The organism is Burkholderia anthina (assembly GCF_902498995.1).
Lineage (GTDB): Bacteria > Pseudomonadota > Gammaproteobacteria > Burkholderiales > Burkholderiaceae > Burkholderia > Burkholderia anthina.
Map to the genome: position 1 here is coordinate 53068 of NZ_CABVLY010000021.1, position 23033 is coordinate 76100.

General features: G+C 65.0%; 23 protein-coding genes. 19 read left to right on the forward strand and 4 right to left on the reverse strand.

Annotated elements, in window-relative coordinates; genetic code table 11:
- Positions 1-13: 13 nt before the first annotated feature.
- From aroA to cysM, 11 genes are all read left to right on the forward strand, one after another.
- Positions 14-1318, forward strand: coding sequence for a 3-phosphoshikimate 1-carboxyvinyltransferase (gene aroA, locus BME24068_RS24520; protein ID WP_174927677.1), 1305 nt, complete (start codon positions 14-16; stop codon positions 1316-1318).
- Positions 1319-1331: 13 nt separating this feature from the next.
- Positions 1332-2018 carry a (d)CMP kinase gene (gene cmk / locus BME24068_RS24525; protein WP_006476573.1) on the forward strand — a complete coding sequence of 229 codons (687 nt, stop codon included), beginning with the start codon at positions 1332-1334 and terminating at the stop codon, positions 2016-2018.
- Between the two features lie 141 nt (positions 2019-2159).
- Positions 2160-3872, forward strand: coding sequence for a 30S ribosomal protein S1 (gene rpsA / locus BME24068_RS24530; RefSeq protein WP_096503780.1), 1713 nt, complete (start codon positions 2160-2162; stop codon positions 3870-3872).
- 22 nt (positions 3873-3894) lie between these two features.
- Entirely contained in the window at positions 3895-4221 is a 327-nt protein-coding gene (locus tag BME24068_RS24535) for an integration host factor subunit beta (protein WP_096503744.1), read from the forward strand.
- A 210-nt stretch (positions 4222-4431) separates the two neighbouring features.
- Positions 4432-4725, forward strand: coding sequence for a LapA family protein (locus BME24068_RS24540; RefSeq protein WP_096503746.1), 294 nt, complete (start codon positions 4432-4434; stop codon positions 4723-4725).
- A gap of 53 nt (positions 4726-4778) precedes the next feature.
- Entirely contained in the window at positions 4779-5951 is a 1173-nt protein-coding gene (gene lapB, locus BME24068_RS24545; RefSeq protein WP_096503748.1) for a lipopolysaccharide assembly protein LapB, read from the forward strand.
- A gap of 89 nt (positions 5952-6040) precedes the next feature.
- Entirely contained in the window at positions 6041-7441 is a 1401-nt protein-coding gene (locus BME24068_RS24550) for a UDP-glucose dehydrogenase family protein (RefSeq protein ID WP_174927678.1), read from the forward strand.
- A gap of 5 nt (positions 7442-7446) precedes the next feature.
- Positions 7447-8397 (forward strand): D-glycero-beta-D-manno-heptose-7-phosphate kinase, encoded by a 951-nt coding sequence (gene rfaE1, locus BME24068_RS24555; RefSeq protein WP_174927679.1) that lies wholly within the window; start codon positions 7447-7449, stop codon positions 8395-8397.
- 63 nt (positions 8398-8460) lie between these two features.
- Entirely contained in the window at positions 8461-9453 is a 993-nt protein-coding gene (gene rfaD / locus BME24068_RS24560; protein WP_096503752.1) for an ADP-glyceromanno-heptose 6-epimerase, read from the forward strand.
- A 73-nt stretch (positions 9454-9526) separates the two neighbouring features.
- On the forward strand, positions 9527-9871 hold the full coding sequence (locus BME24068_RS24565) for a ComEA family DNA-binding protein (protein ID WP_096503754.1): 345 nt from the start codon (positions 9527-9529) through the stop codon (positions 9869-9871).
- 206 nt (positions 9872-10077) lie between these two features.
- A complete protein-coding gene (cysM, locus tag BME24068_RS24570) occupies positions 10078-10980 on the forward strand; it encodes a cysteine synthase CysM (protein WP_096503756.1) in 903 nt (300 codons plus the stop codon).
- 81 nt (positions 10981-11061) lie between these two features.
- On the opposite strand, the gene mltB is transcribed toward cysM, so the two are convergent.
- Complete coding sequence (gene mltB / locus BME24068_RS24575) at positions 11062-12405, reverse strand: lytic murein transglycosylase B (protein WP_162826226.1); 1344 nt, start codon at positions 12403-12405, stop codon at positions 11062-11064.
- A gap of 43 nt (positions 12406-12448) precedes the next feature.
- Between mltB and BME24068_RS24580 the strand changes: the two genes are divergently transcribed.
- Complete coding sequence (locus tag BME24068_RS24580) at positions 12449-13372, forward strand: histone deacetylase family protein (protein WP_096503758.1); 924 nt, start codon at positions 12449-12451, stop codon at positions 13370-13372.
- A gap of 22 nt (positions 13373-13394) precedes the next feature.
- Here the strand turns inward: BME24068_RS24580 and BME24068_RS24585 are convergent, their stop codons facing one another.
- Positions 13395-14315, reverse strand: a complete 921-nt coding sequence (locus tag BME24068_RS24585; RefSeq protein ID WP_096503760.1) for an alpha/beta hydrolase — start codon at positions 14313-14315, stop codon at positions 13395-13397.
- A gap of 220 nt (positions 14316-14535) precedes the next feature.
- Between BME24068_RS24585 and BME24068_RS24590 the strand changes: the two genes are divergently transcribed.
- The 5 genes from BME24068_RS24590 (at position 14536) to BME24068_RS24610 (ending at position 18967) form a co-directional block, all read left to right on the forward strand.
- Positions 14536-15570 carry a methionine ABC transporter ATP-binding protein gene (locus BME24068_RS24590; RefSeq protein WP_096503762.1) on the forward strand — a complete coding sequence of 345 codons (1035 nt, stop codon included), beginning with the start codon at positions 14536-14538 and terminating at the stop codon, positions 15568-15570.
- Positions 15560-16213: a methionine ABC transporter permease gene (locus tag BME24068_RS24595; protein WP_044844825.1), complete on the forward strand. Its 654-nt coding sequence runs from the start codon at positions 15560-15562 to the stop codon at positions 16211-16213. The genes BME24068_RS24590 and BME24068_RS24595 overlap by 11 nt, the downstream gene beginning before the upstream one ends.
- 28 nt (positions 16214-16241) lie before the next feature.
- Complete coding sequence (locus BME24068_RS24600; RefSeq protein WP_174927680.1) at positions 16242-17036, forward strand: MetQ/NlpA family ABC transporter substrate-binding protein; 795 nt, start codon at positions 16242-16244, stop codon at positions 17034-17036.
- A gap of 229 nt (positions 17037-17265) precedes the next feature.
- On the forward strand, positions 17266-18015 hold the full coding sequence (locus BME24068_RS24605; RefSeq protein WP_174927681.1) for an electron transfer flavoprotein subunit beta/FixA family protein: 750 nt from the start codon (positions 17266-17268) through the stop codon (positions 18013-18015).
- Positions 18016-18031: 16 nt separating this feature from the next.
- On the forward strand, positions 18032-18967 hold the full coding sequence (locus BME24068_RS24610) for an electron transfer flavoprotein subunit alpha/FixB family protein (RefSeq protein WP_174927682.1): 936 nt from the start codon (positions 18032-18034) through the stop codon (positions 18965-18967).
- A 299-nt stretch (positions 18968-19266) separates the two neighbouring features.
- Here BME24068_RS24610 and BME24068_RS24615 read toward each other — a convergent pair whose 3' ends face one another.
- Positions 19267-20553, reverse strand: coding sequence for a D-amino acid dehydrogenase (locus BME24068_RS24615; RefSeq protein ID WP_174927683.1), 1287 nt, complete (start codon positions 20551-20553; stop codon positions 19267-19269).
- A gap of 145 nt (positions 20554-20698) precedes the next feature.
- On the opposite strand from BME24068_RS24615, the gene BME24068_RS24620 reads away from it, so the two are divergent.
- Both BME24068_RS24620 and BME24068_RS24625 read left to right on the forward strand, forming a co-directional pair.
- Complete coding sequence (locus BME24068_RS24620) at positions 20699-21187, forward strand: Lrp/AsnC ligand binding domain-containing protein (protein ID WP_096507579.1); 489 nt, start codon at positions 20699-20701, stop codon at positions 21185-21187.
- 103 nt (positions 21188-21290) lie between these two features.
- Entirely contained in the window at positions 21291-22469 is a 1179-nt protein-coding gene (locus tag BME24068_RS24625) for a PA0069 family radical SAM protein (RefSeq protein WP_096507578.1), read from the forward strand.
- Between the two features lie 15 nt (positions 22470-22484).
- Here BME24068_RS24625 and BME24068_RS24630 read toward each other — a convergent pair whose 3' ends face one another.
- Positions 22485-22952, reverse strand: coding sequence for an NINE protein (locus BME24068_RS24630; RefSeq protein ID WP_096507577.1), 468 nt, complete (start codon positions 22950-22952; stop codon positions 22485-22487).
- Between the last annotated feature and the right edge of the window lie 81 nt (positions 22953-23033).

Genomic DNA, 23033 nt, shown 5'->3' on the forward strand with positions numbered 1-23033 from the left:
CAGGACGATTCCCATGGACTATCTCGATCTCGGCCCGTATTCCAGCGCATCGGGCACCGTGCGTCTGCCCGGCTCGAAGAGCATCTCGAACCGCGTGCTGCTGCTCGCGGCACTCGCCGAAGGCGACACGACGATCACCAACCTGCTGGATTCCGACGACACGCGCGTGATGCTCGATGCGCTCGGCAAGCTCGGCGTGAAACTCGATCGCGAAGGCGACACCTGTGTCGTCACCGGCACGCGCGGCGCATTCACCGCGAAGACGGCCGATCTGTTCCTCGGCAACGCGGGCACGGCCGTGCGGCCGCTGACGGCCGCGCTCGCGGTCAACGGCGGCGACTATCGCGTGCACGGCGTGCCGCGCATGCACGAGCGGCCGATCGGCGATCTCGTCGACGGGCTGCGGCAGATCGGCGCGCAGATCGACTACGAACTGAACGAAGGCTATCCGCCGCTGCGGATCAAGCCCGCGACCGTCACGGTCGACGCGCCGATCCGCGTGCGCGGCGACGTGTCGAGCCAGTTCCTCACCGCGCTGCTGATGACGCTGCCGCTCGTGAAGGCGAAGGACGGAAAGACCGTCGTCGAAGTCGACGGCGAGCTGATCTCGAAACCGTACATCGACATCACGATCCGGCTGATGGAGCGCTTCGGCGTGAGCGTCGAGCGCGACGGCTGGCAACGCTTCATCGTGCCGGCCGGCGTGCGCTATCGTTCGCCGGGCCGGATCATGGTCGAGGGCGATGCGTCGTCGGCCTCGTACTTCCTCGCGGCCGGCGCACTCGGCGGCGGCCCGCTGCGCGTCGAGGGCGTGGGGCGCGCGAGCATCCAGGGCGACGTCGGCTTCGCGAGCGCGCTGATGCAGATGGGCGCGAACGTGACGATGGGCGACGACTGGATCGAGGTGCGCGGCATCGGCCACGACCACGGCAAGCTCGAGCCGATCGACATGGACTTCAACCTGATTCCCGACGCGGCGATGACCATTGCGGTCGCGGCGCTGTTCGCGAGCGGCACGAGCACGCTGCGCAACATCGCGAGCTGGCGCGTGAAGGAGACCGACCGCATCGCCGCGATGGCGACCGAGCTGCGCAAGGTCGGTGCGATCGTCGAGGAGGGCGCCGACTATCTCGTCGTCACGCCGCCGCAACAGCTCACGCCGAACGCGGCGATCGACACGTACGACGATCACCGGATGGCGATGTGCTTCTCGCTCGTCAGCCTGGGCGGTGTGCCCGTGCGGATCAACGATCCGAAGTGCGTCGGCAAGACGTTCCCCGACTATTTCGACCGCTTCGCCGCGCTCGCCAAAGCCTGACCCGACTGACCCGATGAAATCGACCCGACCCTTTCACCCGACTCCCGTCATCACGATCGACGGCCCGACTGCTTCCGGCAAGGGCACCGTCGCGGCGCTCGTCGCTGCCCATCTGGGCTTCCACTTGCTCGACAGCGGCGCGCTGTACCGTCTCGCGGCGCTCGCGAGCGTGCGCTACGGCATCGCGGCGGAGGACATCGACGCGCTTGTAAAACTGATCGACGATCTCCACATCACGTTCCGCGAAGGCTGCGCGCAGCTCGACGGCGTCGACGTGTCGAACGACATCCGCGCCGAGGCGGTGGGCAACCGCGCGTCCGCCATCGCCGTGCACGGGCCGGTGCGTACCGCGCTCGTCGCGCGCCAGCGCGCGTTCCGCAAGACGCCGGGCCTCGTCGCCGACGGCCGCGACATGGGCACCGTGATCTTCCCGGACGCCGTGCTGAAGGTGTTCCTGACGGCCAGCGCCGAGGCACGCGCGACCAGACGGCATAAGCAATTGATGCAAAAAGGTTTTTCTGCTAATATAGATGACTTGCTCCGGGATCTGCGTGAGCGTGACGCGCGCGACAGCAATCGCGCGGCCGCGCCGCTGAAGCCCGCAGCAGATGCCAAGCTGCTCGATACGTCGGCGCTTTCGGTCGATGAAGCCGTCGACCAGGTGCTGCAGTGGTACCGGGCGCTCGGTCAGCCGGCCTGAGAAGGCAGGCAGCGGTAGGTGCTCCGCGCCGCAAGCGTGGAGCGTGTTTCAAACCCTTAACCCCGTATGGTCTCGATCTGGCCCTTTCAGCCTGCCATTCCGGCCGGCGTGGCACAGCGATCCATGCACAATCAGATTTTTATGTCCGACCTGCAAACCTCCACCCCGAATACCGAATCCTTTGCGGCTCTGTTCGAAGAGTCGCTGACCCGCCAAGACATGCGCGCCGGCGAAGTGATTTCCGCCGAAGTCGTGCGCGTCGACCACAACTTCGTGGTCGTCAATGCAGGCCTGAAGTCCGAGGCTTACATTCCGATCGAGGAATTCCTGAACGATCAGGGCGAGGTTGAGGTGCAGTCGGGCGATTTCGTGTCCGTCGCAATCGACGCACTCGAAAACGGCTACGGCGACACGATCCTGTCGCGCGACAAGGCGAAGCGCCTTGCATCGTGGCTGTCGCTGGAAAAGGCCCTCGACAACAACGAACTCGTCACCGGCACGATCACCGGCAAGGTGAAGGGCGGCATGACCGTGATGGTCAACGGCATCCGCGCGTTCCTGCCGGGTTCGCTGGTCGACACGCGTCCGGTCAAGGACACGACCCCGTACGAAGGCAAGACGCTCGAGTTCCGCGTGATCAAGCTCGATCGCAAGCGTAACAACGTCGTGCTGTCGCGTCGTGCAGTGATCGAAGCAACGCAAGGCGAAGAGCGCGCGAAGCTGCTCGAAACGCTGAAGGAAGGCGCGATCGTCAACGGCGTGGTCAAGAACATCACCGACTACGGCGCGTTCGTCGACCTCGGCGGCATCGACGGCCTGCTGCACATCACCGACATCGCATGGCGTCGTGTGCGTCACCCGAGCGAAGTCCTGTCGGTTGGCCAGGAAGTCACCGCGAAGATCCTCAAGTTCGACCAAGAGAAGAACCGCGTCTCGCTGGGCATCAAGCAACTGGGCGACGATCCGTGGGAAGGCATCTCGCGCCGTTACCCGTCGGGCACGCGCCTGTTCGGCAAGGTCACGAACATCACTGACTACGGCGCATTCGTCGAAGTGGAATCGGGCATCGAAGGCCTGGTCCACGTGTCGGAAATGGACTGGACCAACAAGAACGTTGCGCCGTCGAAGGTTGTCCAGCTGGGCGACGAAGTCGAAGTCATGGTCCTCGAGATCGACGAAGACCGCCGTCGTATCAGCCTCGGCATGAAGCAATGCAAGCCGAATCCGTGGGATGACTTCAGCCGCAACTTCAAGAAGGGCGACAAGATCACGGGCGCAATCAAGTCGATCACCGACTTCGGCGTGTTCATCGGTCTGCCGGGCGGCATCGACGGCCTGGTTCACCTGTCGGACCTGTCGTGGAGCGAAGCCGGCGAAGAAGCTGTTCGCAAGTACAAGAAGGGCGACGAAGTCGAAGCAATCGTGCTCGGTATCGACGTCGAGAAGGAGCGCATTTCGCTCGGCATCAAGCAGCTCGAAGGCGACCCGTTCAGCAACTACGTTGCAATGAACGACAAGGGTTCGATCGTCGACGGCGTGGTGAAGTCGGTCGATGCGAAGGGCGCGGTCATCACGCTGACGGGCGACATCGAAGGCTACCTGCGTGCATCGGAAATCTCGCAGGATCGCGTCGAAGACGCACGCAACGTGCTGAAGGAAGGCGACAAGGTCAACGCGATGGTGATCAACATCGATCGCAAGTCGCGTGGCATCAACCTGTCGATCAAGGCGAAGGATTCGGCTGAACAACAGGAAGCGATCCGCGGCCTGCAGTCGGACACCAGCTCGGCTGCGACCGGTACGACCAACCTCGGCGCGCTGCTGAAGGCGAAGCTCGACGGCCAGAACCAGTAAGCCTTACGAGGTCTGCTGAAGTATGACCAAATCCGAGTTGGTCGCGCAGCTGGCATTGCGATTTCCGCAACTTGTCCTCAAGGATGCGGATTTCGCAGTGAAAACGATGCTCGATGCGATGTCCGACGCCCTGGCGAAAGGGCATCGCATTGAAATTCGGGGTTTCGGCAGCTTCGGCCTCAACCGTCGCCCGGCGCGCGTCGGACGCAACCCGAAATCGGGGGAGAAAGTGCAGGTGCCCGAAAAGTTCGTGCCGCACTTCAAGCCTGGCAAGGAGTTGCGCGAACGCGTCGACGGCCGCGCCGGCGAGCCGCTGAAAGCTGATGATGATCCGGACGACGAGCGTTGAGCGTCGTTCGGTGTGCCCGGAACCCATCCGGCGAAGGCTGAAGAAAAAAGCGCCCCTTGCGGGCGCTTTTTTCATTTCCGGCGACCGCGTGGCAGCCCCCGCGCGCAGGATGTGCGGTGCCGCGGAAACGCTTCCTTTACAATACGGGTCGATTCGGCGCTGCGAAGGGGAGTCGCGCGCCGCGGCAAACCTCAACAAAGAGAGGGCTACATGAAGTTTATCGTCTGGCTGATCCGGGTATTGGTGTTCGTGCTGCTGCTGGTGCTCGCGCTGGCCAATACGCAAACCGCGACGCTGAATTTCCTTGCCGGCTACACATGGCAGGCGCCGCTGATCCTGATCGGTCTCGCGTTCTTCGCCGTGGGGCTGGTGGCTGGCCTGCTGTCCGCGCTGCCTGCGATCTTCCGTTTGCGTCTCGAGAACGGGCGCTTGAAGCGCGATCTGCGCGCGGCGCGCGAAACCCCGGCCGTCGTCGACCAGCCGCCGATGCCGCCCGTCATTTAACACGGACGCCGCGCGAGGCTCGCGCGGTTTTCGTCTCTGCTTCGATATTTCGCATGGATCTGGATTTCTGGTGGTTGCTCGCGATTCCGGTGGCGTTTGCGCTCGGCTGGGCGGCGTCACGCTATGACCTGAAGAATCTCCTGTCGGAGAGCGCCAACTTGCCGCGATCGTATTTTCGCGGCCTGAATTTTCTGCTGAACGAACAACCCGACAAGGCGATCGACGCGTTCATCGAGGTCGCGAAGCTCGACCCGGAGACGGTCGAACTGCACTTCGCGCTCGGCAACCTGTTTCGCCGCCGCGGTGAAACGGACCGCGCGATCCGCGTGCACCAGAACCTGCTGAGCCGCACCGATCTGCCCGTCAACGAGCGCGATCACGCGCTGTACGAACTCGGCCAGGATTTTCTGAAGGCCGGGCTGCTCGATCGCGCCGAGGAGGCGTTCCATCGGCTCGCCGACGGCGACTACGCGCTGGGCGCGCAGCGGGCGCTGCTGACGATCTATGAGATCGAGAAGGACTGGAACAAGTCGATCGATACCGCGAAGCGCATCGAGTCGATGAGCGAGAAGTCGCTCGGCACCGAAATCGCGCAGTTCCATTGCGAACTTGCGCAGGACGCGCTGCAGCGCAAGAACGCGGCGGCCGCGGCCGAGCAACTGAAGCTCGCGCTCGTCGCGAACTCCCAGAACGTTCGCGCGACGATCCTGTCCGGCGATGCGGCCGAAGCGGCGGGCGACCCCGCGGCGGCGATCGAGCACTGGAAGCGTGTGGAAAAGCAGAATCCGGCTTATCTGCCGCTCGTTGCCGACAAGCTGATGAAGGCCTACGTCGCACTCGGCAAGCCGGTCGAGGGCGCCGAACTGCTGATGGACTACGTCGACCGTTATCCGTCGAACGACCTGCTCGATATTGCGTACCAGCACATCGCAGGGCTGCGCGGCCAGGAAGCGGCGCATATGCTCGCGCGCGCGCAGATGGAGAAGGCACCGAACCTGTCGGGCATGCTGCATCTGCTCGATGCGCAGATCGCGGCCGCCGACGAGCCGCGCCGCAAGGAACTTGAAATGATGCGCACGCTGATCCGGCAGCGCACCAAAAATCTGCCACGCTATACGTGCCAGAATTGCGGTTTCCGCGCACGGCTCTTTTACTGGCAGTGCCCGGGGTGCAGCGGTTGGGAAACCTATGCGCCGCGCCGCGTCGAGCCTGCGATGCCGGGCTGATTCCGGCTACGGCGCCGACGCGCAGCGGTTGCCGCCGGGTTCCTCCCGGCGGGGAAGTTAGTCAATTACCGGGAAGTACCGGAGCATCTATGAAAATCACCATCATCGGCACCGGCTATGTCGGTCTCGTCACGGGTTCCTGTCTCGCCGAGATCGGCCACGACGTCTTCTGCCTGGACGTCGATCCGCGCAAGATCGAAATCCTGAACAACGGCGGGATGCCGATTCACGAACCCGGTCTGCAGGACATCATCGCGCGCAACCGCGCGGCGGGGCGCCTGCGGTTCTCGACCGACATCGAAGCAAGCGTCGCGCACGGCGAGATCCAGTTCATCGCGGTCGGCACGCCGCCCGACGAGGACGGCTCGGCCGATCTGCAATACGTGCTCGAGGCCGCGCGCAACATCGGCCGTCACATGACGGGCTTCAAGGTGATCGTCGACAAGTCGACGGTGCCGGTCGGCACCGCGCAACGCGTACGCGCCGTGGTCGACGAGGCACTCGGCGCACGCGGGCTCGCGGGCAGCGTCGCGCATCGCTTTTCGGTCGTGTCGAATCCGGAGTTCCTGAAGGAGGGGGCGGCGGTCGAGGACTTCATGCGTCCGGACCGGATCATCATCGGCGTCGATGACGACGAGACGGGCACGGTCGCGCGCGAAAAGATGAAGAAGCTGTACGCGCCGTTCAACCGCAATCACGAGCGCACGATCTACATGGACGTGCGTTCGGCGGAATTCGCGAAATATGCGGCGAACGCAATGCTGGCAACGCGTATCTCGTTCATGAACGAGATGTCGAATCTTGCAGACAAGGTCGGCGCCGACATCGAAGCCGTGCGCCGCGGGATCGGTTCCGACCCGCGCATCGGCTATCACTTCCTGTACGCAGGCATCGGTTACGGCGGCTCGTGCTTCCCGAAGGACGTGCAGGCGCTGATCCGCACGGCCGGCGAGAACGGCCAGCCGCTGCGCATCCTGGAAGCCGTCGAAGCGGCCAACTCTGCGCAGAAGGACGTGCTGATCGGCAAGATCGAGCAGCGCTTCGGCGCGGATCTGAGCGGCCGCGAATTCGCGGTCTGGGGCCTCGCGTTCAAGCCGAATACGGACGACATGCGCGAGGCGCCGAGCCGCCGGCTGATCGCCGCATTGGTCGGGCGCGGCGCGACCGTCCGTGCGTACGACCCGGTCGCGATCGACGAGGCGCGCCGCGTGTTCGCGCTCGACCTCGGCGAAAAGCCCGACGCGCTCGCGCGCCTGCATTTCGTCGATACGCAAGATGCGGCCGTGGCGGCAGCGGACGCGCTCGTGATCGTCACCGAGTGGAAGGAATTCAGGAGCCCGGATTTCACGCGCCTGAAAACAGAATTGAAGGCACCGGTGATCTTCGACGGGCGCAACCTGTACGAGCCGGATGCGATGGCCGAACTCGGCATTGATTACTACGCGATCGGGCGCCCGCATGTCGATCCCCAGTCGCTCTCCCGTGGATGACCGCGATGACCATTCTTCGCGAAGTGGTGCCGGTACCGCGCGAGCAACTTGCGCGCTCGCGTGTGCTCGTTGTCGGTGACGTGATGCTCGACCGCTACTGGTTCGGCAACGTCGACCGCATTTCCCCGGAGGCGCCGGTGCCGGTCGTGCACGTGCAGCGGCAGGAAGAGCGGCTCGGCGGTGCGGCCAACGTCGCGCGCAACGCCGTCACGCTCGGCGCTCAGGCCGGGCTGCTGTGCGTCGTGGGCTGCGATGAGCCCGGGGAGCGGATCGTCGAGCTGCTCGCCAGCAGCGGCGTGACGCCTCATCTCGAACGCGATGCCGCGCTGCCGACGACGATCAAGCTGCGTGTGCTCGCACGCCAGCAGCAACTGCTGCGCGTCGACTTCGAGGCGATGCCGACGCACGAGGTGCTGCTTGCCGGGCTCGCGCATTTCGATGCGCTGCTGCCGCAGCATGACGTCGTGCTGATGTCGGATTACGCGAAAGGCGGTCTGACCCACGTGACGACGATGATCGAGAAGGCGCGCGCGGCCGGCAAGACGGTGCTCGTCGATCCGAAGGGCGGCGACTGGGCGCGCTATCGCGGCGCATCGCTGATCACGCCGAACCGCGCCGAGTTGCGCGAAGTCGTCGGTCAGTGGAAATCGGAAGACGACTTGCGCGTGCGCGTCGCCAAGCTGCGCGAGGAACTCGACCTCGACGCGTTGCTGCTCACGCGTTCGGAAGAGGGGATGACGCTCTTTTCCGACACGGGCGAACTGCATGCGCCGGCGCTTGCGCGCGAGGTGTACGACGTATCCGGCGCGGGCGATACGGTGATCGCGACGGTCGCGACGATGCTCGGCGCAGGCGTGCCGCTCGTCGATGCCGTCGTGCTTGCCAACCGCGCGGCGGGCATCGTGGTCGGCAAGCTCGGCACGGCTACCGTCGACTACGACGAACTGTTTCACTGAGCGCATCCGGCGGCGGCGCCAGTGCGTCGCCGGGATGTCTCGTACTTTTCAGGCAGGACGGTCATGACCATTATCGTTACCGGCGCAGCCGGTTTTATCGGCGCGAACATCGTCAAGGCGCTCAACGAGCGCGGCGAGACGCGCATCGTCGCGGTCGACAATCTGACGCGCGCGGACAAGTTCCGCAACCTCGTCGATTGCGAGATCGACGACTATCTCGACAAGACGGAATTCGTCGAGCGCTTCGCGCGCGGCGATTTCGGCAAGGTACGCGCGGTGTTCCATGAAGGCGCCTGTTCGGACACGATGGAAACCGACGGCCGCTACATGATGGACAACAACTTCCGCTACAGCCGCGCGGTGCTCGACGCATGCCTCGCGCAAGGCGCGCAGTTCCTGTACGCATCGTCGGCCGCGATCTACGGTGGCTCGACGCGTTTCGTCGAGGAGCGTGAAGTCGAAGCGCCGCTGAACGTCTACGGCTATTCGAAGTTCCTGTTCGACCAGGTGATCCGTCGTGTGCTGCCGAGCGCGAAGAGCCAGATCGCCGGGTTCCGCTATTTCAACGTGTATGGCCAGCGCGAGACGCACAAGGGCCGGATGGCGTCGGTTGCGTTCCACAACTTCAACCAGTTCCGTGCGGAAGGCAAGGTCAAGCTGTTCGGCGAGTACAACGGCTATGCGCCGGGCGAGCAGACGCGCGACTTCGTGTCGGTCGAGGACGTCGCGAAGGTGAACCTGTTCTTCTTCGATCATCCGGAGAAGTCGGGCATCTTCAATCTCGGCACCGGCCGTGCGCAACCGTTCAACGACATCGCGTCGACGGTCGTGAACACGCTGCGCGCGCTCGACAACCTGCCGCCGCTGACGCTCGCGCAGCAGGTCGAGCAGGGCTTGATCGAATACGTGCCGTTCCCCGATGCACTGCGTGGCAAGTACCAGTGCTTCACGCAGGCCGATCAGACGAAACTGCGCGCGGCCGGCTACGATGCACCGTTCTTCACCGTGCAGGAAGGTGTCGACCGCTACGTACGTTGGCTGTCCGGCCAGGTTTAAACGCAAGCGCTGCATCGATAGACTGGGTCTCACGGTCGGCAGCCGCCGGCCGTTTTCATCGGAGATCCAGCACATGATCAGGAAATGGTTTGCTGCAGTTGCCATGCTCGGCGCGATCGCGTCGGCCTGGGCAGCCGTCGACGTCAACACGGCGAACGAGGATGCGCTCGTGGGCATCAAGGGCATCGGTCCTGCGCGGGCCAAGGCGATTCTCGACGAGCGCAGCGCGCGCGGCCCGTTCAGGAATGCAGAAGATCTCGCGTCGCGCGTGAAAGGCATGGGCGGCCATACGGTCGAGCGTCTTCGGCAGGAAGGCTTGACGATCGGTGCTGCGGGTTCGGCAGCGCTGGCGCCTGCCATCGGCAAACCGGCTGCGGCGAAACCCGCCGCGGCACCGGCCCGCACCGCACAAAAGTAACGCGCACCAGACGAAAGGCTCCTTCAGTCGCCGTCGTTGCGACGGCTTCCCGCGGCGTGCCGCGGGCTTTTTGCGTGCATGCCGCGTGTGTGCGATCGCGGATCGTGCGACGAGTCTATTCCATCGTCGCAATGGGGTTGCCGGCGCGAGCCGCGGCACTGGTTTACAATCAATCGATTGATCGGCCTCGTACTCACGGTATCTCCATGGCTTACAAAACTATCGAAGACACGATCGGCAATACGCCGCTCGTACAACTGGTCCGTTTGGCGGACGACGAGATTCGCGCACGCAACAACGTGGTGCTCGCGAAGCTGGAAGGCAACAACCCGGCCGGCTCCGTGAAGGATCGTCCGGCGTTGTCGATGATCAGCAAGGCCGAGGCGCGCGGCCGGATCAAGCCGGGCGATACGCTGATCGAGGCGACGAGCGGCAACACGGGTATCGCGCTCGCGATGGCGGCGGCGATCCGCGGCTACAAGATGGTGCTGATCATGCCGGAAGACCTGTCGGTCGAGCGCCGCCAGAGCATGGCCGCTTACGGCGCAGAGATCATCCTTACGCCGTTGAAGGGCGGGATGGAGCTGGCCCGCGACCTCGCGGAGCAGATGCAGCGCGAAGGCAAGGGCGTGATCCTCGATCAGTTCGGAAACCCCGACAATCCGGTCGCGCACTATGAAACGACGGGCCCGGAGATCTGGCGCGACACCGAAGGCCGCGTCACGCATTTCGTGTCGGCGATGGGCACGACGGGCACGATCATGGGCACGTCGCGCTATCTGAAGGAGCAGAATTCGGCGATCGAGATCGTCGGCGCGCAGCCGGAAGACGGCTCGCGTATTCCCGGTATCCGCAAGTGGCCGGAAGCCTATATGCCGACGATTTTCGATCGCAGCCGCGTCGATCGCGTCGAGAACGTGAGCCAGGCCGCGGCCGAAACGATGGCGCGGCGGCTCGCCGCCGTCGAAGGCATTTTCGCCGGCATTTCGTCGGGCGGCGCATGTGAAGTCGCGATGCGTATCGCGCGTCAGGCCGAGAACGCGACGATCGTGTTCATCGTCTGCGATCGCGGCGACCGCTACCTGTCGACCGGCGTATTCCCTGCTTGAGCCCTGGCGGTACGCACCATGCACGTAATAAAAAGCGCCGCATATGCGGCGCTTTTTATTTGGGCGGGTCGCGCTTAGCGCTTATTGTGCCTGTGTATCCACCGCGGGCAGCGGGAGCGCGCCGCTCGCTTCCATCTGCGCTTTCACGGCTTCGCCAAGCTGATATACCGCGAGGGCATAGAAGAAGCTGCGGTTGTAGCGCGTCAGCACGTAGAAATTCTTGAGGCCGAGCATGTATTCGGTCGCGCGCCCCGGCGACGGCAGGTCGACCACGGTGACCGGCGTGCCGGCTTCGGTGGTGATGTTGACCATCGGCTCGTTGAGCGTCATGCCTGCGCGCAACAGTTGCGACAGCGCCCAGTGCGGCTCGGGCTGGCCGTCGGCTGCCGCTTGCGCGATGCCGAGGCTGCCCGTGTCGGGCGTGATGCGCCAGACCACCGGACGATCGGTTTCCCAGCCGTGCTGCTTCAGGTAGTTCGCGACGCTGCCGATCGCATCGGCAGGGCTGCTGCGCAGGTCGACGTGGCCCGTGCCGTCGAAATCGACCGCATACTCGCGGATGCTGCTCGGCAGGAACTGCGGGATGCCGATTGCGCCCGTGTACGAGCCGAGCACGGTGGTCGGGTCGAGCTGGTTGTCGCGCGTCCAGACGAGGAAGTCTTCGAGGTTCTTGCGGAAGGTCGCCTGGCGGCTCTCGCGATTCGGCGTGTCCGGATAGTCGAACGTGAGCGTCGTCAGTGCGTCGAGCACGCGGAAGTTGCCCATGTAGCGGCCATAGATCGTTTCGACGCCGATGATCCCGACGATCACCTCCGGCGGCACGCCGAATTCCTCGGACGCGCGCTGCAACGTCGCCTGGTTCGCCTTCCAGAATTTCACGCCCGCATTGATGCGGATCGGCTCGATGAAGCGCGATCGATAGACGCGCCAGTTCTTGATCGACGGCGTCGGCGCGGGCCGCACGAGCTTGACGGCGGTTGCCGAGTAGCTGATGCGCGAGAACAGCGCGTGCAGGCTCGCGGAATCGAAGCTGTCGCGGCTCACCAGCTCGTCGATGAATGCGTCGACCTGCGCGTTGTTCGCGTAACGCTGCGGGACGATTTCCTCTTCGAACGTCTGACCTTGCGGTGCAGGCTGCTGCGGTTGTGCTTGCGCGACCTGGGTGCCGGCGGGCGTCGCAGGCTGTGTCTGTGCAACGGCGGGCGCGGCGGCCAGCGTGGCGACGACGGCAGCGGCAACGAGCGGAACGCGAACACGGAACAGCGCGGAGAGTAGGGCGGCAGGCTTGCTGGAATTCATGTCGAAGCGGGCGGACAGGGCGATGGGGTTCGGCGCAGTATACCCGACGCATCCCGCGTGCCGGGGCGAGGCAGCGCACCGTTGTGGTAAGTTAGCGGCGAATTCGCGGCAGACGATGGACATCATTGATGGAGACGTGCGGCGCGCCAAGCGCCGCAGATGACAGCTTATGGCAACCGCCTTCTATACGCACCCCGACTGCATGTTGCACGAGATGGGGGAATGGCACCCGGAATGTCCGGCGCGACTGTCGGCGATCCAGGATCAACTGATCGCGAGCCGCATCGACGATCTGATCGTGCACGAGACCGCACCGTTCGCGAGCGAGGTCGCGCTGGGCCGCGTGCATACGCAGGCCCATATCGATTACATCCGCAGCATGACGCCCGTCGACGGCTACGTCGAGATTGATCCGGACACGCTGATGAACCGCGACACGTGGCGTGCCGCGTTGCGCGCGGCCGGCGCCGCGATCGCGGCGACCGACGCGGTGATCGAAGGCCGCTACGCGAATGCGTTCTGCAGTGTCCGGCCGCCGGGCCATCACGCGGAACCCGCGCGCGCGATGGGCTTCTGCTTCTTCAACAACGTCGCGATCGCCGCGCGGCATGCGCTCGACGTCCACGGCATCGAGCGCGTCGCGATCGTCGATTTCGACGTGCACCACGGCAACGGCACCGAAGCCGCGTTCGCGAACGACGAGCGCGTGCTGATGTGCAGTTTCTTCCAGCATCCGCTGTATCCGTTCTCGGGCGTCGATCACCAGGCGCCGAACATGGTCAACCTGCCGATGCCCGCGCGCAGCAACGGGATGGCGATCCGCGAAGCGGTCGACATGTTCTGGCTGCCGCGTCTCGACGCGTTCAAGCCGCAAATGCTGTTCGTATCGGCGGGCTTCGACGCGCATCGCGAGGACGACATCGGCAACCTCGGCCTCGTCGAGGCCGATTTCGAGTGGCTGACCGCGCAGATCGTCGACGTTGCGCGCCGACACGCGCAGGGCCGCATCGTGAGTTGCCTCGAGGGCGGCTACAACCTGTCGGCGCTCGGGCGCAGCGTCGTCGCGCATCTGCGCGTGCTGGCCGGCATCTGAGGCGAGTGGCGGTCGCGTCTGCTCAACGGGCCGGCGCGCGCGCGTGAATCCACGCGATCAGCGCGTCGATCACGCGGTCGCGCTCGAGATCGTTCATCGTTTCGTGAAAGCCGCCTTCGTATAACGTCAGCGTGCGATCGGTCGAGCCGACGCGGGCGCCGAACGCGCGGCTTCCATCCGGCTCGGTCAACTTGTCGTCGGTGCCGTGGTAGACGAGCACCGGCGTGCGCAGCGCTCCGCGGCCGCGCTCGATGCGTGCCATCGCATCGAGGATTTCCGCGCCGGTGCGTGCCGGCACCGCGCCGTGGTGCACGAGCGGATCGGCGCGATTGGCCGCGACGATGGCCGGATCGCGCGACAGCAGCGCCGCATCGATCCTGATCGCAGGGAAGGTCGGCCAGATACGGCTGATGATGCGGCTCATCGCGAGCATCCAGCGCGGCACGTCGCGTCCCGGCGCGAGCGCCGGGCTCGACAGCACGAGCCCCGCCAGCGCGTACCCGCGCGCCGGCACGCGCTCGATCGCATAGAGCGCCGCGACGGCGCCGCCCATGCTGTGACCCATCAGGAAGAGCGGCGTATCGTCGCGGGCGGCTTCCGCGACGAGCGCATCCGCATCGATCAGGTACCCGTCGAAGCGCTCGACCCACGCGCGCTTGCCGGGCGACTGGCCGTGCCCGCGCAGATCGATTGCCAGCACTTCGATGCCGGCCGCGTTCAGTCTGGCGGCAAGCGCGGCGTAGCGGCCCGCATGCTCGGCGAGGCCGTGCACGAGCGCGATCGTCGCGCGCGGCGGCGCGGTGCCGTCGCCGGCCGGCCAGCGATATGACGCCAGTTCGAGCCCATCCGCGGTACGCAGTCGGCCCATTCGCGGCGCGGGCGACGCCGCCGGGCCCGGCGCAGCGGTGGCGGATGCGGTGGCCGGCGTGGTGATGACGGTCATCTGGCGTGTCCCCTGTTTCGTTGGCATCGGTGTTTCCGGATCATAGTCGCGGCATTCCCGTCACGGCCTCGCGGCGCCCCTCTAATTTCGTGTGGTTATGAAAAGATCGAAATCGATTATTAAGGGGAATGAGGCGTTTGCGGTAAAATCGTCGGTTACTCCAGATGCATCGGCGGCCGACTGGCGGGCCTCTTCGCCAGGCGGTCGCCGTTTTGTTTACATGATCGAATTACGCAATCTGTCGCAGCGTTTCCCCGGGCCGACCGGCTGGGTCGACGCATTGCACAACGTCAATCTGACGATCCCGCAGGGCGAGGTGTTCGGCATCATCGGCCGAAGCGGCGCCGGCAAGAGCACGCTCGTGCGCACCATCAACCTGCTCACGCGGCCGACGGAAGGCAACGTCGTCGTCGGCGGGCGCGATCTCACGGTGCTGCCGGCCGGTGCGCTGCGCGAAGCGCGCCGCGAAATCGGCATGATCTTCCAGCACTTCAACCTGTTGTCGTCGCGTACGGTGTTCGAGAACGTCGCGCTGCCGCTCGAGCTGGCCGGCGCAAGCCGCGCCGACATCGAGGCGGCCGTGCTGCCGCTGCTCGACCTTGTCGGGCTGTCCGCGCAGAAGGATCGATATCCGGCGCAGATCAGCGGCGGCCAGAAACAGCGCGTCGGCATTGCCCGCGCGCTTGCGAGCAAGCCGAAGGTGCTGCTGTCGGACGAAGCGACGTCGGCGCTCGATCCCGAAACCACCCGTTCGATTCTCGACCTGCTGAAGCGCATCAACCGCGAGCTCGGCCTGACGATCGTGCTGATCACGCACCAGATGGAAGTGATCAAGCAGGTGTGCGATCGCGTCGCCGTGCTCGACGCGGGTCGCGTGGTCGAGGAGGGCCGGGTGATCGACGTGTTCCTGCAGCCGCATCACGAAGTGACGCGCGCGCTGATCGGCGACGTGATCGCGCAGGAGCTGCCGCCGGCGCTGAAGGCGCGTGTGGCCGAGCGGCTGAAGACGGGCAGCGGGCATTTGCTGCGGCTCGCGTTCACCGGCTCGGGCGTCGACCAGCCGATCCTGTCGGAGACGATTCGCCGGTACGAACTGGATTTCAACATCCTGCACGGCCAGATCGACGAGATCCAGGGGCAGGCGTTCGGATCGCTCGCGGTGCTCGCGGGCGGCGAGCCGGGCAAGGTCGGGGAAGCGCTTGCGTTCCTGCGCGAGCAAGGTGTGGTGGTAGAGGAGCTTTCGTATGTTGAGTGAGATGTTCGATATGTTCGTGCAGTCGTTCTGGGAGACGCTGATCATGGTCGGCATCTCGGGGGCGGTCGGCGCGCTCGTCGGGCTGCCGCTCGGCGTGCTGCTCTATCTGACCGACCGCCAGGGCGTGCTGCAGAACCTCGGCGTGAACCGCGTGCTCGGCGGCATCGTGAACGCGGTGCGCTCGACGCCGTTCATCATCCTGCTGGTCGCGGTCATTCCGTTCACGCGGCTCGTCACGGGTTCGTCGATCGGCACGGCCGCGGCGGTCGTGCCGTTGACGCTCGCGGCCGCGCCGTTCGTCGCGCGGCTGGTCGAAACCGCGCTGCGTGAAGTCGACCGCGGGCTGATCGAGGCCGCGCAGTCGATGGGCGCGACGACGTCGCAGATCGTCTTCAAGGTGCTGCTGCCCGAATCGCTGCCGGGCATCGTCGCGGGCCTGACGATCACGTTCGTGTCGCTGGTCGGCTATTCGGCGATGGCCGGTGCGATCGGCGGCGGCGGGCTCGGCGATCTCGGGATCCGCTACGGCTATCAGCGCTACCTGCCGGAAGTGATGTGGACGGTCGTCGCGATCCTGATCGTGTTCGTGCAGATCGTGCAATCGTTCGGCGACTGGCTGGTGCGCCGGCTGAGCCACAAGTAAAAGCGACAATCATCCGTTGGGGGAGACGATGCAACGACGCATCATGCTGAAGTTCGCGGCTGCACTCGGTGCGGCCGTACTGTTCACGAGCGCGCACGCGCAGGCGGAAACCATCAAGGTGGGCGTGACGGGCGGCCCGCACGCGCAGATCATGGAAGTGGTGAAGAAGGTCGCGGCGAAGAGCGGCCTCGATATCCGCGTCGTCGAATTCTCCGACTACGTGCAGCCGAACGCGGCGCTCGCGTCCGGCGATCTCGATGCGAACAGCTACCAGCACGATCCGTATCTGCAGGCGCAGGTAAAGGACCGCGGCTACAAGCTGATCAAGGTCGCGGATACCGTTACGTTCCCGATGGGCATCTATTCGAAGCGGGTGAAGTCGCTGGCCGAGCTGAAGCCGGGTGCGCGCATCGCGGTGCCGAACGACCCGACCAACGGCGGCCGTGCGCTGCTGTTGCTGCAAAAGCAGGGGCTGCTGAAGCTGCGCGCGGACGCCGGGCTGAAGGCGACGCCGCTCGATATCGTCGACAATCCGCGCAAGCTGAAAATCGTCGAGCTCGATGCGGCACAGATTCCGCGCTCGCTCGGCGACGTCGACGCGGCGGCAATCAATACGAACTACGCGATGGAAGCGGGCCTGAAGCCGAAACAGGACGCGATCGCAATCGAGGGTCCGAACGGTCCGTACGCGAACATTCTCGCGATTCGCGAGGCCGATCGCAGCAAGCCGTGGGTCGCGAAGCTGATCGCTGCCTATCATTCCGCGGAAGTGAAGCAGTTCATCGAGCAGAAGTTCGGCGGCGCGGTCATTGCTGCCTGGTAACGCGAAGTACTGGGCGCGCCCGGCGACGATTAGAGTCGATGATCGAAAACCCGGGCTTTGCGTCCGGGTTTTTTCTCTTTTAAAATAGAACGATCGTTCGCTATTGCCGGCGCACCGAAGCGGAGCGCTATCCTTGATAGTCGCGATGGATTGGTCCGCTTGGCCGCGCAGTCATGAGGCCTCGCTATAGAATGGCCTCTGGTCGTATTCGTAACTTTGGAGCGTGTGCATGAAAATCCTGGTGCCAGTGAAAAGAGTGGTCGATTACAACGTGAAGGTCCGCGTGAAGTCGGACAACACGGGTGTGGACATCGCGAACGTGAAGATGTCGATGAACCCGTTCGACGAGATCGCGGTGGAAGAAGCCGTGCGTCTGAAGGAAGCGGGCGTGGCAACGGAAGTGATCGCGGTGTCGGTGGGCGTTGCGCAAGCGCAGGAAACGCTGCGCACGGCGCTGGCGATCGGCGCGGATCGCGCGATCCTCGTCGAGTCGAACGACAGCGTCGAGCCGCTGGCCGTCGCGAAGATCCTGAAGGCGCTGGTCGACAAGGAACAGCCGCAACTGGTGATCCTCGGCAAGCAGGCGATCGACGACGATTCGAATCAGACGGGCCAGATGCTGGCTGCGCTGGCTGGCCTGCCGCAAGCGACGTTCGCGTCGAAGGTGACGATCGCCGACGGCAAGGCGACTGTTGCACGCGAAGTCGACGGCGGCGCGGAAACGCTGTCGCTTCAACTGCCCGCGGTCGTGACGACCGACCTTCGCCTGAACGAGCCGCGCTACGTGACGCTGCCGAACATCATGAAGGCGAAGAAGAAGCCGCTGGAAACGGTGAAGCCGGAAGACCTGGGCGTGGACGTCGCGCCGCGTCTGAAGACGCTGAAGGTGGTGGAGCCGCCGAAGCGGGCGGCCGGCGTGAAGGTGCCGGACGTGAAGACGCTGGTCGAGAAGCTGAAGACCGAAGCCAAGGTGCTGTAAGAGGGAGCGGAAAGAAATGACGATTCTGGTGATTGCAGAACACGACAACGCGTCGATCAAGGCCGCGACGCTGAACACGGTGGCAGCGGCAGCGAAGATTGGCGGCGACATCCACGTGCTGGTGGCAGGCCACAACGCGCAAGCGGCGGCCGATGCGGCAGCGAAGATCGCAGGCGTATCGAAGGTGCTGCTGGCCGACGCGCCGCAACTGGCCGCAGGCCTGGCGGAAAACGTCGAGGCGACGGCGCTGAACATCGCGAAGGACTACTCGCACATCCTCGCGCCGGCGACCGCCTACGGCAAGAACATCGCCCCGCGTATCGCCGCGAAGCTGGACGTCGCGCAGATCTCGGACATCACGGCAGTGGACTCGGCCGACACGTTCGAGCGTCCGATCTACGCAGGCAACGCGATCGCGACGGTGCAGTCGAGCGACCCGATCAAGGTGATCACGGTGCGTGCGACGGGTTTCGACCCGGTGGCAGCGGAAGGCGGAAGCGCATCGGTCGAGAAGATCGAAGCGGCAGCGGACGCAGGCAAGTCGCAATTCGTGAGCCGTGAGGTGACGAAGCTCGATCGTCCGGAGCTCACCAGCGCAAGCATCATCGTGTCGGGTGGTCGTGGTCTGGGTAGCGGCGAGAACTATACGAAGGTGCTGGAGCCGCTGGCGGACAAGCTGTCGGCAGCACTCGGCGCGTCGCGCGCGGCAGTCGATGCAGGCTACGTGCCGAACGACTACCAGGTCGGCCAGACCGGCAAGATCGTCGCGCCGCAGCTGTACATCGCGGTCGGCATCTCGGGTGCGATCCAGCATCTGGCCGGCATGAAGGATTCGAAGGTGATCGTCGCGATCAACAAGGATCCGGAAGCGCCGATCTTCAGCGTGGCCGATTACGGTCTTGTCGGCGATCTGTTCGCGCTCGTGCCGGAACTCGTGACCGAGCTCGGCTGAAGCGGCATGCTGCTTCAACGATAAGCAGCAAGACGAGGGGCGCGATGAGCGCCCCTTTTTCATGCTTTGAGCGAAGAAGGGGAGGTTCCCGGTGCGAAGATCGCGTTAGGGCGATGCTGCTCGGAACATGTCTTCATGCCGGCGACGGACTCGAAGCAGAGGGCGCCGGGAGTGGGTTCGCATTGACGGACATCCGGTTCCGATCCGGCTGCCCGTTCACCGAAGCGAAAAAGGTGCCCCGCGGGGCACCTTTCCTTTCGATGCCGGCCGGCCGCGGCATGGCGGCGAGCCGTCTGGACTTACGCGTATGCCGGACGCGTCTGGCCGGCCACGTCCTTCAGGTAGCGGTGTACCGACAGGTCGTCGGCCTGGATCGCCGGCTTCTTGCCCGAGATCAGGTCGGCCAGCAGCTGGCCCGAGCCGCATGACATCGTCCAGCCGAGCGTGCCATGGCCGGTGTTCAGGAACAGGTTCGATACCGGCGTGCGGCCGACGATCGGCGTGCCGTCCGGCGTCATCGGGCGCAGGCCCGTCCAGAACGTCGCGTTCGACGTATCGCCGCCGCCCGGGAACAGGTCGTTCACGCACATTTCGAGCGTTTCGCGACGTGCTGCGCGCAGGTTCTTGTCGAAGCCGACGATTTCCGCCATGCCGCCGACGCGGATGCGCTGGTCGAAACGCGTGATCGCGATCTTGTAGGTTTCGTCGAGCACCGTCGACACGGGCGCGGCCGCTTCGTTGACGATCGGCGCGGTGATCGAATAACCCTTGAGCGGATAGACCGGGATCTTCATCAGGTTCGAGATGAAGCTGGTCGAATACGAGCCGAGCGCTACGACATACGCATCCGCGCGCACCGTCTCGCTGCCGCACTGCACGCCGGCAATCTTGCCGCCGGCAATCGCGAGTGCGTCGATCGGCGTGTTGTAGCGGAACTTGACGCCGAGCGATTCGGCGAGCGCCGCGAGGCGCGTCGTGAACAGCTGGCAGTCACCCGTTTCGTCGCCCGGCAGGCGCAGGCCGCCCGTCAGCTTGTGCGACACGGCGGCGAGCGCGGGTTCGGCGTTCTTCAGTTCGGCCGGCGACAGCAGTTCGAACGGCACGTTCGCTTCCTGCAGCACCGCGATGTCCTTCGCGGCGCCGTCGAGTTGCTGCTGCGTGCGGAACAGCTGCAGCGTGCCGCCCGTGCGTCCTTCGTACTGGATGCCGGTGTCGGCGCGCAGCGCCTGCAGGCAATCGCGGCTGTATTCGGCGAGGCGGACCATGCGGCCCTTGTTGACCGCATAGCGCTCGGCCGTGCAGTTGCGCAGCATCTGCCACATCCACTGCAGCTGGAAGCGCGTGCCGTCGAGGCGGATCGCGAGCGGTGCATGCTTCTCGAACATCCATTTGACAGCCTTCAACGGCACGCCGGGAGCGGCCCATGGCGCGGCATAGCCCGGCGAGATCTGGCCCGCGTTCGCGAAGCTCGTCTCGAGCGCCGGGCCGGCCTCCCGGTCGATCACCGTGACTTCATGACCGGCGCGCGCGAGGTAATACGCGCTTGCCACGCCGACCACACCGCTGCCCAGAATGACGACTCGCATAGCTGCTCCAGATGGATGGGATCAGGTCGAGGCCGGGCGCACCCGCGGCTCCGTGTAACCTCTAGCTGATCTAGTTTTTTGAGCTATGGTATTGTCGAATGTGTAGGTTTTGTTATCGTATTTTTCAGGTTTTCAGCAGAAACAAATGAGAACGCAACGCCAGCCAGTACGCTCCCTCGACAAGCTCGACCGGCGCATCCTGAAACTGCTTCAGAACGACGGCCGGATGGCGATGAAGGACCTCGCGGAACAGGTCGGACTGACCGTGACGCCGTGCATCGAACGCGTGCGGCGCATGGAGCGGGATGGCGTCATCACCGGCTATCACGCACGCGTCGATCCGGGCCAGCTCGGCGCTGCGCTGCTGGTATTCGTCGAGATCACGCTCGGCCACAAGGGCGGCAACATGTTCGAGCAGTTTCGCCGCGAAGTGATGAAGATCGACGAGGTGCTCGAGTGTCATCTCGTGTCGGGCGATTTCGACTACCTGATCAAGGCGCGGATCGGCGAGATGGCCGACTATCGCAAGCTGCTCGGCGACATCCTGCTGCAATTGCCCGGCGCGGTGCAGTCGAAGAGCTATGTCGTGATGGAGGAAATCAAGGAGACGCTGACGATTTCAGTCGGCGAATGACCGCTGCGGCGGCCCGGCATCGGGCTGCCTGTCGGTCCCCATATCGCACCCTTGGCACGCTGCACCCAATACTGTATAAATATACAGTATTGGGTGCAGGCGAATGGGTGAGCGCATGGACGGTCTGTCCGACAACGAATTTCCGATAGCACCGCCCGCGCCCCGCAAGGGGCGTGGTGCGGTCGACAACCTGCAGGGCCGTTACGAAACGGCGCTGCGCGAAACGGTGGACGACGGCTGGATCCACGAATCGGACGATGCCGATCTGGCCGCGCCGCTGCGCACGCAGGTGTTCGAGGAGCGCGCCAAGAGCATTCTGACGCACAACCAGTCGCCGGACATTCCGTTCAGCGTGTCGCTCAATCCGTATCGCGGCTGCGAGCACGGTTGCATCTACTGCTTCGCGCGGCCGACGCACAGCTATCTCGGTTTATCGCCGGGGCTCGATTTCGAGAGCCGCATCTATGCGAAGGTCAATGCAGCCGAACTGCTCGAACGCGAGATATCGCGCAAGCGCTACGTGCCCGAACCCATCGCGCTCGGCGTGAACACCGATGCCTACCAGCCGGTCGAGCGCGACCTGCGCATCACGCGCAGCGTGATCCAGGTGATGCACGATCACGGGCTGCCGTTCGCCGCGATCACGAAGTCGTCGCTGATCGAGCGCGATCTCGATCTGCTCGCGCCGATGGCCGCGCGCGGACAGGTGATGGCTGCGGTCACGATCACCACGCTCGACGCCGATCTCGCGCGCACGCTGGAGCCGCGAGCGGCGACCCCGGCGCGTCGCTTGCGGACGATCCGCGCGCTGCGCGATGCGGGCGTGCCGGTGGGCGTGAGCATTGCGCCGATGATCCCGTTCGTCACCGAGCCCGACCTGGAGCGCGTGCTCGAAGCCTGCGCGGATGCCGGTGCGACGCATGCGAGCTACATCATCCTGCGGCTGCCGTGGGAGGTTGCGCCGCTGTTCAAGAACTGGCTGTCCGCGCATTTCCCCGATCGTGCGGAGCGCGTCATGAACCGCGTGCGCGACATGCGCGGCGGGAAGGACTACGACTCGGATTTCTCGAAGCGGATGAAGGGGGAAGGGATCTGGGCCGACCTGTTGCGGCAGCGCTTCCGTCAGGCCGTCAAGCGGCTCGGGCTGAACGAACGCACGAACGGCATTCTGGATCTGTCGCAGTTTCGCGGCGCACCGGCTGGCGTGGCGCCCGTGCAGCGCCTCGTTGCGGGCACAACCGGTGCGAAGGTGCGTGACGACGCACAGTTGAGCCTGTTCTGACCCGCGCGTCGGCGCTTATTGCGAAATCTGCTTGGCTGCTTCGACTTGCGACTCGAAATACGTCTGGAACGACAGCGCGAGCGCGGTCATCAGCAGGAACGCGCCGATCAGCAGCGAGAAGATCACGATGAAGATCACCGTCCAGCCGGATCGGCTGTGCTTGCCGGTGTCGGCATTGAATTGCGCATCCCATTTTTCGTCGGGGCGCAGCCCGTAGACAAGCGCGGCGAGGAACGCGGCCAGCAGCGAGATCGCGCCGGGCACCGCGAGCCACCAGCCGAGGCCGGCGCTGCGCTGCGTGGCAGCGAGCAGCAGGAAGCCGGGAATGCCGACGATCGTCGCGAGCAGGTGCGCCCAGCCGTACACGTCGCGAAAGCCATACAGGTAGAAGCGGTGCGCGCCGAGCGATCCGAACAGGAAGGCGAGGGCGGCGGTGAGCGTCTTGGAGCGGAAGCGGCGGGACGGTGCGGTGCTGCTGGACATGGGTGGCGGCGGATGATCGTTGCATGGGCGGCCGACAGGCCGGCGCGGGCGCACGGCCCGGCACGCATTCTACGATGCCCG